Below are 12,431 nucleotides of genomic sequence, written 5' to 3'. Positions count from 1 at the left end.
CACTTGAACCATCCGCACCTCAAAGAGAAAGACTCATCATGACGAAGCTTCCTTCCGGAACACGTAGCGCCGCCGCCGTTGTCGCCCTACTGGCCATGACTCTGTCCGGCTGCGCCAGCGCGTCGGAGCGCACCACCGAAACCTCAACCTGCCCGTTTGCACCCGATGAATCCATTACTTCCACAGCACGCATTGCCTACCAGCACATTCCAAACGGGGATCTGATCGTCAAGGACCAGGGTCTGCTCGAAGCATGCATGCCCAATGCGAAAATTACGTGGAGCAAGTACGACTCGGGCGGAGACGTGGTGCAGGCTTTCGGTTCCAACTCCGCGGATTTGGGGCTGATCGGCTCCAGCCCCGCTACGAAGGCACTCTCTGCTCCGTTGAACATCGATATGAAAGTGGTTTGGCTCCATGATGTCATTGGAGCCGCAGAGTCCCTCATCGCCAAGGACACCTCCGTCAAATCAATTGCGGATCTAAAAGGCCGGACGATCGCTGTTCCCTTTAGCTCCACAGCCCACTACAGTCTGCTCAACGCTTTGAGGGAAGCGGGACTGGACGCCGCCAAGGACGTCAAAGTCATCAATTTGTCGCCCGACAAGGTGATCGGCGCGTGGCAAAGCGGAGAGGTTGATGCCGCCTGGGTCTGGGATCCGACGCTGACTCAGCTCAAGGCGGAAGGATCCGTCGTAACAGGCAGCGGTGAGACTGCCGAAGCCGGGTTCCCGACGTTCGATGCAGCGGGAGCCACCAATGCTTTCATCACAGCGAATCCTGGCTTCATGGACGTGTGGACCAAGAGCCAGAACTACGCTGTGGAACTTATCAACGAGGATCCGAAGGCAGCCGCGGTCTCCGTGGCAGTCGAGTTGGGGATCGCCCCCGAAGAGGTCGAAAAGCAGTTCACCGGATACAAATATTTGACGGCTAAAGAGCAAAGCGGGGCCGAGTACTTCGGCGGTAAGCTCGCAGCGGACTTCCATAAAACAGCTGGATTCCTCCACGGCGAAGGAGAAATCTCGGCCGTGGGCGACGAACAGGACTACACCGACGGGCTCTACGGCGCGTCGATTTCCAAGGTAGGCACCAAATGACAGCGGTGAATGACAGGCCCATTGCGGGCTCTGTACCCGCCGGACGCCGGGTGGTCCTCGACAATATCTCCCAACGCTACACAACCGACAGCGGGGATACGGTGCACGCGGTCTCGGACACCTCCATCACTGTCGAGTCCGGCGAGTTTGTATGCATTGTTGGTCCGTCCGGCTGTGGCAAAAGCACTCTCATGGACATGCTTGCAGGGTTTCTCACCCCTACCCAGGGCTCCGTCACCATCGGCGGGGAGAAAGTCTTGGGGCCCGGGCAGGATCGCGGCGTCGTCTTCCAACAGCCAAACCTGTATCCCTGGCTCAGCGTCCGAAAGAACGTGGAACTTGGGTTAAAGCTCCGGAAAGTTCCGGCCTCCGTTCGCCAAGACGAAGCGAAGCGCTACCTGAAAATGGTAGGGCTGGAGCAGTTCATGGACCGCAAGCCCTATGAGCTCTCCGGCGGCATGCAGCAACGCTGCCAGATTGCGCGCGTTCTCGCCAACGACCCCGAGATCATCCTCATGGATGAGCCGTTCGGAGCCCTGGACGCGCTGACACGTGAGCGCATGCAGGTTGAACTGCTGGAAATCTGGCGGAAAAGAAAGAAGACCGTCTTCTTCATTACGCACAGTGTCGAGGAGGCAATTTTCCTCGGGACGCGGGTACTTGTGATGAGTGCACGTCCAGGACGTATCATCCTCGACGAGCCAATCAACATCAGTGATGAGAACGGTTCCCCGCTTGGCGCAGAGCTGAGATCCGCACCCGAATTTGTCCGTCTCCGGGACAAGGTATCCACCGCCATCTACGAAGCGCAGGGGGTAACCGGGATTTCCCCCGCCCAGCACTGAAGTCAGTGACCCATCTCAAACCCGGAAGATCGACTCCCTGCCGACCGTTTTTCTCGGGACAACAACGGTCCACGGGATGGTTGCGGAGGCACGGCCAGGATATTCCCGTTTGTCACTCTGTCGTGTCTGGAGTTTGGTTTATCACAGCGTTGGCTTGGTGGCCGACGACTCATGTGAAAAGTTGTTGAGACGCTGGCGAATAGCCCGAGTTGGTGCGGGTGTTCCACATAGGTGGTACCGCTTTTCTGCGGACCTGAAACTGGCCGGGAGTTGCCGTTGGCGATTCCCGGCCAGTTCTCTGTGCCTTTGCGGTTGTGCTTATTCCCAGAAGCCGGCGGTTGCCCTGATCTCCTGGCTGCGGAGCCCCCACTCACCCAGACTCGTTAGAGACCGCTTTATGAACGAGAGCGGAGGCTGATCCAGGGGCCACTGAGAAGCGTGGCCCCTGTTCCACCCAGCCGACCGTTACGGCTGGGCGATAACCACGTCGGGGGTCCCGTGTGAATCGTTGTCGGCACTCGGCAGTCCTCTGGCGGTGCTGCCTTGTCCGGGCGTCCGTGTTTGGTACTCGAACACACAACTGGCAGTGCGCGGCAAGTCTTCCCGTTTCGGGACCAAACGCAGTGCGGACGACTTTGGACGGTGCAGTCGTCTCAAAGGATAATGACATGCCTGCATTGGGACTCGAGCCTGCGACGAACACCGGTCTGTGGCCGACGCTCGATAAGGGTGCCGGGATTTCGTCCGGCGCTCCCGTCAGCCCTCGGTGCCACCGAGCGCCACGTGGACTTCATTCGAGACGGGTGTGCCGAGCTCCACCGTCCGTGACACCGTGCAGTACTTCTCATGCGAAAGTTCCACCAGGCGTTCGACCATGCCGGCTGCCTTCTGGCCTTCCGCCGTGTCGGGGAAAGCCACGTTGAAGGACATGTGCAGCCCGTCCACGCGACTGGCACCGTCCTCGACCACCTTGTGGCCGGTTGCCGATACACGGAAGTCCGTGGGCTCGGCGCTGCGTGCGGTCACCGTGTCGACGTCGATCGACGAACAGCCGGCAATCGCCGCCAACAGCAGCTCCACCGGGCTCAGCAGCCCTTCGCCCTGGCCGAACTCGATTTCTGCGCCCGCGGCATTGCGCACCGTGTAACGGGCCGTTGCCGTGCGGGTCAGCTCGACGGAACGCAGCGTGGGGTCTTCGTTTTCGCTCATGGGACCATCATGCCACCAGCGGACTGGTTCGCTGCCAGGTGCGGCAATACGCCGGCACCGGGCGCAACGGTGGCTAGCGTTCGGTGGCCCACTGCTCGTGTTCGTCCAGGTGGTGCCGCTCGCTGGCCCCTGGCTGGGTTCCCGAATCGGCAAGCTGCGCCATGCGCTCCATGAGTTCGGCCGCGACGGTCCAGGTCTCCAGGGTCGAGGGCGGGTTGACCCCGGCAGCACGGGCAATCTTGTTGCGCCATTTGTTGGTGAAGCCCAGCACCTGCTCGCCGCCGATGTTCCTGTCCCAGAGCCAGCGGGCCAGTTCCTTGGCCTTCTGCAGCCTGTTGGCCTCGGCCTTGCTGCCGTGTCGGAACGGATCGATGGCGGGTTTCACTGGCGTCGGCGCGGCGGCGGGTTCGACGGTCACGGGGGCGGGCTCGACGGCCGCTTCGGGCTCGAGCTCCGGAAGCCCGATCGCCACGATCTCTGCGCCGTTGTCGATGGTGTGCGCGGCAGCCTGGATGATGCCTTCCAGCTCGGCCAGGATCCGCGGCGGAATGTTCGCGGCCCGCTCCCCCAGTGTGGACCGCAACGCGGCGACCATCTGCTCGTAAACCTCGACCTTGTGCTGCGGCCACATCGTCCCAGCTGCTCCCGTTCTTCGGCGCCCAGACGCCGATTCAATTCCTGCCGCTCCAAGGCACGGAGTCGATCCCCAAGACTATCCGGTGGCCCCGGACCATGGCCACCCGGAGCCCGGGCTCCCTGCAGCAGTACCGTCCCGGGACGGCCGCGGCCCCCTTCAGCGAGGCACGTGCCCGGACCGGAAACCAGGTCTGGAAAAACGCATCGGACCACGTCGTGTCTCGGTGCCACAGTCAGTGAAGGGCACACGCTAGAGTGGTGCCATGGCTCACATCATCACCATTGACTCCAAGACCCCCTCCGTCGACCAGACCTGCTTCGTGGCACCGACCGCGACCCTGTCCGGCGACGTCACCTTGGGGGCGCAGGCCAGTGCCTTCTACGGTGTCTCGGTACGCGGCGACTCTGCCGCGATCAAGGTCGGCGAAGGAACCAACCTGCAGGACAATGTGGTGCTGCATGCCGACACGGATGTTCCCTGCACCATCGGGGACCGCGTTTCGGTGGGCCATTCGGCCGTCGTCCACGGGGCCACCGTGGGAAACGACTGCTTGATCGGCATGAGCGCAACCATCATGAACGGGTCGGTCATCGGGGAGAACTCCCTGGTGGCGGCGGGCGCCCTGGTGCTCGAGGGAACCGTCGTTCCCCCGCGTTCACTGGTTGCAGGGGTACCGGCCAAGGTCAGGCGCGAACTGACCGATGAAGAAGTCGAGGGCCTGAAGGAAAACGCTGCCCACTATTTGGTGCTGGCAGCCAAGCACCGTGACGCCAACGCGGCACGGTAGATACCCACAGGGGAGTACAAAGCGATGGCCAGTTACATTCAGGCACCACCCACTGCACACCCCGGAGCACCCTCACCGGTGCACGCCACGGGCCGCACCCTGAACTGGGGCGTGGTTTCCACCGGCAGGATCGTCGCCCACGTGATTGCGGACCTGCAGTCGCTCGGTGACGCCAACGTCATCGCCGTGTCCTCGCGCAGCGAGGAACGTGCCCGCATCTTCGCCGAGGAACACGACATCGAGTGGGCATTCGGATCCTACCAGGCGATGTTCGACGAGCCGGAGGTCGAGGCCGTCTACATCGCGACCCCGCACGGCCAGCACTTCGAGATCGCAATGGCGGCTCTGAAGTCAGGCAAGCACGTCGTCTGCGAAAAGTCGCTAACCATCAACGCGCACGAGGCCCGCGCATTGGTCGCCGAGGCCCGGGAACGCGACCTTTTCCTGATGGAAGCCGTCTGGTCGCGCTTCACCCCGGTGTTCGCGCGCGCCCTGGAAATTCTCGAATCCGGCGAGCTCGGCGAGGTCTCCTGGGTCCAGGCGGACCTCGGCTTCAAGGCCGAGTACGATCCGAACTGGCGCCTCTTCAACCCGGCGGACGGTGGCGGGGCATTGCTGGACATGTCCATCTACCCGCTCACCTGGGCCATCGGCGCGATGGGGTTCCCCACGTCGGTGCAGGCAAGCGCAGACCTCAACGAGGACGGCGTGGACATCCAGAACGCCATCACGCTCGCCTACCCGGGCGTGCGCCACGCGCAGCTGATGACCACCCTGACCGCCACTCCCCCGCGCGAGGCGCGGGTGGCCTGCAGCAACGGCTGGCTCAGCACCAACGCACCGCTGCACAACCCCACCAAGCTGTTCATCCACCCGGCCAAGGGGCTCAGCCGCACCGAGGTCTTTGAGCCGGTGGGCAACAACTACACGTACCAGTTCCGCGAAGCCACGCGATGCATCCAGCAGGGCCTGAACGAGTCCCCCACCATGCCGTGGGAACACTCGGTCAACACCATGGCCATCTTCGATGGCATCCGCCACCAGCTGGGGATCCGCTACCCCAACGACCTGGCGCGCACCAGCTAGGGCCAAGACGGGCCCTGGCTCCTGCACCTACGAAGGTGGCGCTTGCCGATGAGGGATCATCGGCAAGCGCCACCTTTGCCATGTCCCGCGCGGGGCTACTTGGCCGCCGGTTCGGCCTCTCCCGCATTGCGCAGTGCCGCACGCAGATCGTCGAACGACGGCAACCCGGCCAACCCCTCCTGCGTGGGGTAGACCCGGCAGCTGAGTGCGGGCTCGGCCCCGGAAGCGAACAGGTCCCGGCCCGACGCAACGAACGTCGGCGACCCGTGGAACTCCAGGTCGAGGGCTTCCTCTTCGCTGGCCAGTTCCCGGATGCGCAGCTCCCCCGCATCCAGCCCCTCGGCCTCCAGCGCGCGAAGATACAGCTCGCCGGCCGGGGAGCCGTTCGGGCAGTCGGCAATGATGCGCAATTCGAAGTCCATGTCCCCATCGTCCACACCGGGCCGCCGGAACGCAAAGAACCGCCGGGAAGCTGCCCGGCGGTTCTTCGGCGGTTAATGCGTTGGCCGGCCTTCGGCCCCCTCAGACCCCCATGCACGGCCAACGCACACTTGATGGCCCGGCCCTCGGGCCGGGAATCCCATGTCAGGCCGTGGCCGCCACCAGGGAGGCGCGGCGCGCGGCGGCTAGGCCGAGTTCGAGGTCGGCAATCAGGTCCTCCACCTGTTCGACGCCGACGCTGAGCCGCACCAGGTTCTTGGGCACCGCCAGCGGGGTTCCGATCACCGAGGCGTGCGTCATTTCCGAGGAGTAGCAAACCAACGACTCGACCCCGCCGAGGGACACCGAGAGCGCAAACAGCTCGGTCGATTCGGCGAAGGCGCGCGCCGCGGCCTCACCGCCGGCGAACTGCAGCGAGACGATGCCGCCGAAGCCGCGGGACTGGGTCTTGGCCAGCTCGTGCCCCGGGTGGGATTCGAGCCCCGGGTACAGCACCGTGGCCACCTCCTCGCGGGTGGTCAGCCATTCGGCGATGCGTGCGGCATTCGAGCAGTGGCGCTCCATGCGCAGCCCCAGGGTCTTGAGCCCGCGGGCGGCCAGGAAACAGTCCTGCGGGCCGGCCACGGCTCCCCCGGCGAACTGCTGGAACCCGACGGCCTCGGCCAGCGACTGGCCGCGGAAGATCCGCTCCGCCACGATCACGGCACCGCCGAGCACGTCCGAGTGGCCGCCGATGTACTTGGTGGTCGAATGAACCACGACGTCCGCGCCGAGCGTGAGCGGCTGCTGCAGGAACGGCGTGGCAAAGGTGTTGTCCACGACCAGCAACGCACCGGCCTCCCGCGCGATCCGCGCCCAGCCGGCAACGTCGGCGATGCCCAGCAGCGGGTTCGACGGGGTTTCCACCCAGAGCAGCGCGGTCTTCCCGGGCTGCACCGCGGCGGCCACCGCGACGAGGTCGGTGATGTCCACCGGGGTGTTGGTGATTCCCCACTTGCCGTGCAGGCGGTTGATCAGCCGGTTGGTGCCGCCGTAGCCGTCGGCGCCGAGGACGATGTGGTCCCCGGGTTCCAGCACCGCGCGCAGCAGCGCGTCCTCGGCGGCGATGCCGGAGGCGAAGGCGAAGCCCGCGTGGCCCGCTTCCAGGGCGGTGAGCTGGGTTTCGAACCCGCCGCGGGTCGGGTTGGAGCCTCGGGAGTACTCGTGGCCGTTTCGCAGGACGTTGATGCCGTCCTGCACAAAGGTGCTGGTCTGGTAGATCGGCGGGATGACCGCGCCGGTCAGCGGGTCAGGGGCCTGGCCTGCGTGGATGGCCAGCGTGTTGAAGGAGTGGGCGGCGGAGGAATGGGCCGTGCCCTCGTGGTTGCTCATGGTCGTTCCTTCCTAGACGCCGACGGATTCGCGGGTCGGTGATGTGGTTTCTTGGGTCAGCGCGTCAAGCGCACGGGTCAGGTCCGCGATCAGGTCCGCCGAGTCTTCCAGGCCCACCGAGACGCGCAGGGTCCCGGCGGAGATCCCGGCTGCGGCAAGCTGCGCGTCGGAGAGCCGACAGTGGGTCATGGCGGCGGGGTGCACGATCAGCGACCGTGCGTCGCCGATGTTGGCGGCCAGGGCAAAGAGTTCGACCGAGTCGACGACCTGCGGGACGCCGGCGGCGTCGTGGAGGTCGAAGGAGAACACGCAGCCGGTCCCGGCCGGGAAGTCCCGGTGCGCCAGCACGTGGTCCTGGTGATTGGCGAGCGACGGGTGGTGGACCCTGGCCACGGCCGGGTGCTCGTTGAGCGCCGCCACCAGGTCCAGCACGTTGGCCTGCGCCTTGGCCACGCGCAGCGTGAGGGTCTCGATTCCCGTGAGGATCGCAGAGGCGGAGGCCGCGGTGAGCGTGGGACCCAGGTCGTGCAGGAACTTGGAGCGGGCAAGCATCAGGTAGGCGTTGGCTCCGTAGCGTTCCAGCAGGGAGTCCCCGTAGTAGCGGGCCTTGGGCGCGGCGATCTGCGGCCAGCGGGCCGCATCGGAGAAGTCGAAGGTGCCGGCGTCGACGATCAGTCCCCCGAGCACCGATCCGTGGCCGGCCAGCGCCTTGGTGGCCGAATGGACCACGATGTCCGCGCCGAACTCGATGGGGCGGTAGGCGGCCGGGGTGGCCAGGGTGTTGTCGACGACCACCGGGATGCCTGCCGCGTGGGCGACGTCGGTGATGGCGCGCAGGTCCACCAGGGTGATCAGCGGGTTGGAGACGGACTCGAGCAGGAAGCCGCGGGTCTTCTCGGTGATGGCCGCCGCCCAGTTGGCGGGGTCCTCCGGGTCGACGAAGGTGACGGTGATCCCGAAGTCGGCGAAGGTGTCGGTGAGCAGGTCGACCGTGCCGCCGTAGAGCTTGTTGGAGGCCACCAGGTGGTTGGGTCCCTGCAGCAGGGCCAGCAGGGAAACGGCGACGGCGGCCTGGCCCGTGGCGGTGGCCAGCGCGCCGATGCCGCCCTCCAGCGCCGCGGCGCGTGCCTCCAGCACGGAGACCGTGGGGTTGCCGGTGCGCGAGTAGGTGAAGCCGGCCTTCTTCAGCGAGAAGAGCTCGGCGGCGGTGGCGTAGTCGGTGAACTCGAACGCCGCGGAGTTGTAGATCGGCACGGTCATGGGTCGGTGCGGGCCCGCCGGGCTGTATCCGGCGTGGATTTCGGTGGTGGCGTTCTGCCAGTTGCTGGTGGCCATGATCGTGCCTTTCGGGGCCTGGTGCTGGGGAAAATTTCGGGGAGGGACGTGCGGGGTCGCACCGGATTGCGGGTCGGCGCAGCCCCGCACGTCAGTCCCCTGTGCCGCCGCGGGGCCCGGTCAAGATAGGGACTCGGGTGCGGGCCCTGCGGCGGGCATGGGGGGCGAAAACGTGTTAGGCGTTTGCGCCGGCGTTTGCGCCGATGGTGGCGCGGGCCGCGAGGGTGGCCTCCACCAGGTTGGCCAGCGAGGCCTCGGTCTCCGCGTAGCCGCGGGTCTTCAGGCCGCAGTCCGGGTTGATCCACAGCTGCTTGGCCGGCAGCGAGGCCAGGGCGATCTCGATGAGCTCGGCGACCTCTTCGGTGGACGGCACGCGCGGGGAGTGGATGTCGTAGACGCCCGGGCCGATGCCGCGGCTGTAGCCGAACTCGGTCAGGTCCGCGGTGACCTCCATGCGGGAGCGGGCGGCCTCGATCGAGGTGACGTCGGCATCCAGCGCGTCGATCGCGTCGATGATCTCGCCGAACTCCGAGTAGCACAGGTGGGTGTGGATCTGGGTGGCATCCACGGCGCCGGCGGTGGACAGGCGGAAGGAGTCGACGGACCACTGCAGGTAGTCGGCCTGGTCGGCCTTGCGCAGAGGCAGCAGTTCGCGCAGCGCCGGCTCGTCGACCTGGATGATGGAGATGCCGGCGTCCTGCAGGTCCTCGATCTCGTCGCGCAGCGCCAGGGCAACCTGGTTGGCGGAAACCGCCAGCGGCTGGTCGTCGCGGATGAAGCTCCAGGCCAGGATGGTGACCGGGCCGGTGAGCATGCCCTTGAAAGGCTTGTTGGTCAGCGACGCGGCGTAGGAGATCCACGGGACGGTGAAGGCGGCCGGGCGGGACACGTCGCCCCAGAGGATCGACGGGCGGGTGGCGCGCGAGCCGTAGGACTGCACCCAGCCGTTGGCGGTCTCGGAGAAGCCGTCGAAGTTCTCGGCGAAGTACTGGACCATGTCGTTGCGCTCGGGCTCGCCGTGCACCAGCACGTCCAGGCCCAGGCGTTCCTGCAGCTCCACGACGCGGGCGATCTCGGCCTTGAGGAAGCCCTCGTAGGCGGCGTCGTCGATGCTGCCGTTGCGGTGCGCGGCGCGGGCCGTGCGTACCTCGCCGGTCTGCGGGAAGGAGCCGATGGTGGTGGTCGGCAGCACCGGCAGGTTCAGTGCGGCGTCCTGGGCTGCCTCGCGGACGTCGGAGGCCGAGCGGGAGAAGTCGGCGTCGGTGAGCGCGGCGAGGCGCTCGCGGACGGCGGCAACGGTGGTTCCGGCGAACGCCGCGCGGTGGTTGATGGCGGTCTCGGCGGCGGACAGCTCGGCGGCGATCGCCGATTCGCCCTGCGCCAGGCCCTTGGCCAGGGTGATGACCTCGGCGACCTTCTGGTTGGCGAAGGCCAGCCATTCCGGCAGGTGCGCCGGCAGGTTGTTTTCCAGGGCGACGTCGTGCGGGACGTGCTGCAGGGAGGTCGCGGTGCCCACGGCGATGGTGCCGTTGGACTGCTCGACCTCGGTGCGCAGGTTCTTCAGGATCTCCAGCGATTCGGTCAGATTGTTGCGCCAGATGTTGCGCGAGTTCACGATGCCGGCCACCAGGGTGGAGCCTGCGAGATCGCCGAGGAACTCGGCCTTCGGGGCCAGGCCGCGGACCAGGTCAGCGTGCACTGCCTCGACGCCGGCACGTGCCAGCAGGCCCTGGGTCGCACCCGGGCGGGTCACGTCGCCGGCGGTGCCGTAGCCGAAGGTGACAAAGAGGGCCGGGCGTTCGGTGGCGGCTGCGATCTTGGCGTAGACGGACTCGGCCAGCGCGCCGGGAACGGCGAGCGCGGCGCCGCGGTCGGTGACGAGTGCCGGCTCGTCGAGCTGGACCCACGGGGCGCCGGCGGCGGCAAGCTCGGTCAGGATCTGTGCGTAGGCGGCGACGACCTCGTCGATGCGGGTCAGCGGGTCGAAGCCCTCTGCGGCGCCGTCCTCGGCCTTGGCCAGCAGCAGGTAGGTGATCGGGCCGACCAGCGTCGGGCGGATGGTGTTTCCGTTGGCCGCGTGGGCCTTGAAGGACTCGACCAGCGGCTTGGCGTTGGCGGCGATCGGGGTGTTCTCGCCGATCTCAGGAACCAGGTAGTGGTAGTTGGTGTCGAACCACTTGGTCATTTCCAGCGGGGCGCGGGACTCGTCGCCGCGGGCCAGCACGAACGAGGCGGCGGTGTTGATGGTGCCGTCGGCTGCTGCCAGGTCGGCGAAGCGGGTCGGCAGTGCGGAAAGCGCGACCGTCGCGTCGAGGACCTGGTCGTAGTAGGCGAAGTCGCCGGGCAGCGAGGCGTCGGTGGCGCCCAGGCCCAGGGTGGTCAGCTTGGCCAGGTTCGCCTGCTGCAGCTCAAGGGCTGCGGCGTGCAGGGTGGCCTCGTCGGTGCGGTTTGCCCAGTGGGCTTCGAGGGCCTTCTTGAGTTCGCGGTTCGGGCCGATGCGCGGGTAGCCGAGGATGGAGGCTGCGGGGAAGGTCGACTTGGTCATGGGGTAGCTCCTTGGGTGTTGAACGTGGGGGGAAGAGTTAGTGATTTGATGGGTAAAGGTTTTGAAGTGCCCGGGCGCCTAGACGGCGGCGCGGGCGGCCCAGGAATTGACGACCTGGGCCCGGGTGCGGGGCAGTTCGAGCCTTTCGATGACATCGAGTGAGCCGCGGTGGTCGTTGAAGGTGTAGAGATGGACGCCCGGGGCCCCGTCGTCGAAGGCGCGCCGCGCCAGGGTGACCGCGGCGGTGACTCCGATGTAGTGGCGTTCCGCGTCGGTGCTCGCCGTTTCCAGCGCGTGCGCCAGGATCGGGTCCGGTTCGACGCCTGTCATGGAGGCCAGCCGGTTGAGACGCTTGAGCGAATTCAGCGGGATGACCCCCGGAATGATCGGGATGGACACCCCTGCTCGGCGGGCCGCATCAACCAGGTTGGTGTATTCCTCGGGCCGGAAGTACACCTGGGTGATTGCGTAGTTTGCCCCCGAGCGTTCCTTGGCCAGCAGCACCTCCACGTCGTGATCGAACGACGGGGATTCGGGGTGCTGGATCGGGTAGGCGGCCACGCCTACCCCCAGCCGCCCGCCGGCCAGTGCCGCCGAGTGCTCGGTTTCGACCTCGCGGATGAGTTCGATCAGGTAGCGGGCGAAGGGGAATTCCCCGCGCCAGCCATCCGGATCGGTGGGCAGGTCGCCGCGAAGCGCGAGGACACCGCGGACACCGAGCGAGATGAAGTGGCGGATCAGGTTCTCGAGGGACTGGCGACTCTCCCCCACACAGGTCAGGTGCGCCAGCGGGCGCAGCCTGGTGTTCTGGATGAGGTGTTCGATCAATTCCAGCGAGGCCCGGCGGCGTGCGTGGGTTCCCGAGTAGGTGACCGACACGTAGTCGGGGTTCGTGGCCTGAAGCGCCTCGATGCTGTTGAAAACGCCCTCGGTCGCGTCGCGGTTCACCGGCGGGTACAGCTCATAGGACAGTGACGGCGGGGCCGCGGACGGTGTAATGCTCATGTGTGACTCCTCGTCTAAACGAGGGAGGCCCCAAGGTACGCCACAAAAGCCCCAGCGATCCGTACGGATG

At 66.4% G+C, this 12,431-nt stretch carries 11 protein-coding genes; 4 read left to right on the top strand and 7 right to left on the bottom strand.

What is annotated here, in order from left to right; translation table 11 throughout:
• The first annotated feature begins 38 nt into the window (after positions 1–38).
• Both ACIQLF_RS13830 and ACIQLF_RS13825 read left to right on the top strand, forming a co-directional pair.
• Positions 39–1,100: an ABC transporter substrate-binding protein gene (locus ACIQLF_RS13830; protein ID WP_400299380.1), complete on the top strand. Its 1,062-nt coding sequence runs from the start codon at positions 39–41 to the stop codon at positions 1,098–1,100.
• Positions 1,097–1,945: an ABC transporter ATP-binding protein gene (locus ACIQLF_RS13825; protein ID WP_400299378.1), complete on the top strand. Its 849-nt coding sequence runs from the start codon at positions 1,097–1,099 to the stop codon at positions 1,943–1,945. The genes ACIQLF_RS13830 and ACIQLF_RS13825 overlap by 4 nt, the downstream gene beginning before the upstream one ends.
• A gap of 756 nt (positions 1,946–2,701) precedes the next feature.
• Here ACIQLF_RS13825 and ACIQLF_RS13820 read toward each other — a convergent pair.
• Together ACIQLF_RS13820 and ACIQLF_RS13815 are read right to left on the bottom strand one after the other, a co-directional pair.
• On the bottom strand, positions 2,702–3,154 hold the full coding sequence (locus ACIQLF_RS13820) for an OsmC family protein (RefSeq protein ID WP_400299375.1): 453 nt from the start codon (positions 3,152–3,154) through the stop codon (positions 2,702–2,704).
• A 73-nt stretch (positions 3,155–3,227) separates the two neighbouring features.
• The gene (locus tag ACIQLF_RS13815) at positions 3,228–3,785 is read right to left on the bottom strand and encodes a hypothetical protein (protein WP_400299373.1); all 558 of its coding nucleotides are present in this window, start codon (positions 3,783–3,785) and stop codon (positions 3,228–3,230) included.
• A gap of 268 nt (positions 3,786–4,053) precedes the next feature.
• On the opposite strand from ACIQLF_RS13815, the gene ACIQLF_RS13810 reads away from it, so the two are divergent.
• On the top strand, positions 4,054–4,578 hold the full coding sequence (locus ACIQLF_RS13810; protein ID WP_400299370.1) for a gamma carbonic anhydrase family protein: 525 nt from the start codon (positions 4,054–4,056) through the stop codon (positions 4,576–4,578).
• A 24-nt stretch (positions 4,579–4,602) separates the two neighbouring features.
• Positions 4,603–5,664, top strand: coding sequence for a Gfo/Idh/MocA family protein (locus tag ACIQLF_RS13805; RefSeq protein WP_400299367.1), 1,062 nt, complete (start codon positions 4,603–4,605; stop codon positions 5,662–5,664).
• A 95-nt stretch (positions 5,665–5,759) separates the two neighbouring features.
• Here ACIQLF_RS13805 and ACIQLF_RS13800 read toward each other — a convergent pair whose 3' ends face one another.
• From ACIQLF_RS13800 to ACIQLF_RS13780, 5 genes are all read right to left on the bottom strand, one after another.
• A complete protein-coding gene (locus tag ACIQLF_RS13800) occupies positions 5,760–6,086 on the bottom strand; it encodes a hypothetical protein (RefSeq protein WP_400299365.1) in 327 nt (108 codons plus the stop codon).
• Between the two features lie 163 nt (positions 6,087–6,249).
• Entirely contained in the window at positions 6,250–7,476 is a 1,227-nt protein-coding gene (locus tag ACIQLF_RS13795) for a cystathionine gamma-synthase (protein ID WP_400299363.1), read from the bottom strand.
• 12 nt (positions 7,477–7,488) lie between these two features.
• Entirely contained in the window at positions 7,489–8,811 is a 1,323-nt protein-coding gene (locus ACIQLF_RS13790; protein ID WP_400299361.1) for an O-acetylhomoserine aminocarboxypropyltransferase/cysteine synthase family protein, read from the bottom strand.
• A gap of 175 nt (positions 8,812–8,986) precedes the next feature.
• A complete protein-coding gene (gene metE / locus ACIQLF_RS13785; protein ID WP_400299358.1) occupies positions 8,987–11,356 on the bottom strand; it encodes a 5-methyltetrahydropteroyltriglutamate--homocysteine S-methyltransferase in 2,370 nt (789 codons plus the stop codon).
• Between the two features lie 78 nt (positions 11,357–11,434).
• Positions 11,435–12,361: a methylenetetrahydrofolate reductase gene (locus ACIQLF_RS13780; RefSeq protein ID WP_400299356.1), complete on the bottom strand. Its 927-nt coding sequence runs from the start codon at positions 12,359–12,361 to the stop codon at positions 11,435–11,437.
• Between the last annotated feature and the right edge of the window lie 70 nt (positions 12,362–12,431).

It is taken from the genome of Paeniglutamicibacter sp. NPDC091659, assembly GCF_044756805.1.
Taxonomy (GTDB): domain Bacteria; phylum Actinomycetota; class Actinomycetes; order Actinomycetales; family Micrococcaceae; genus Paeniglutamicibacter.
Note: the sequence above shows the minus strand (reverse complement) of the source record. Positions and strands in the feature narration are given on the sequence as shown.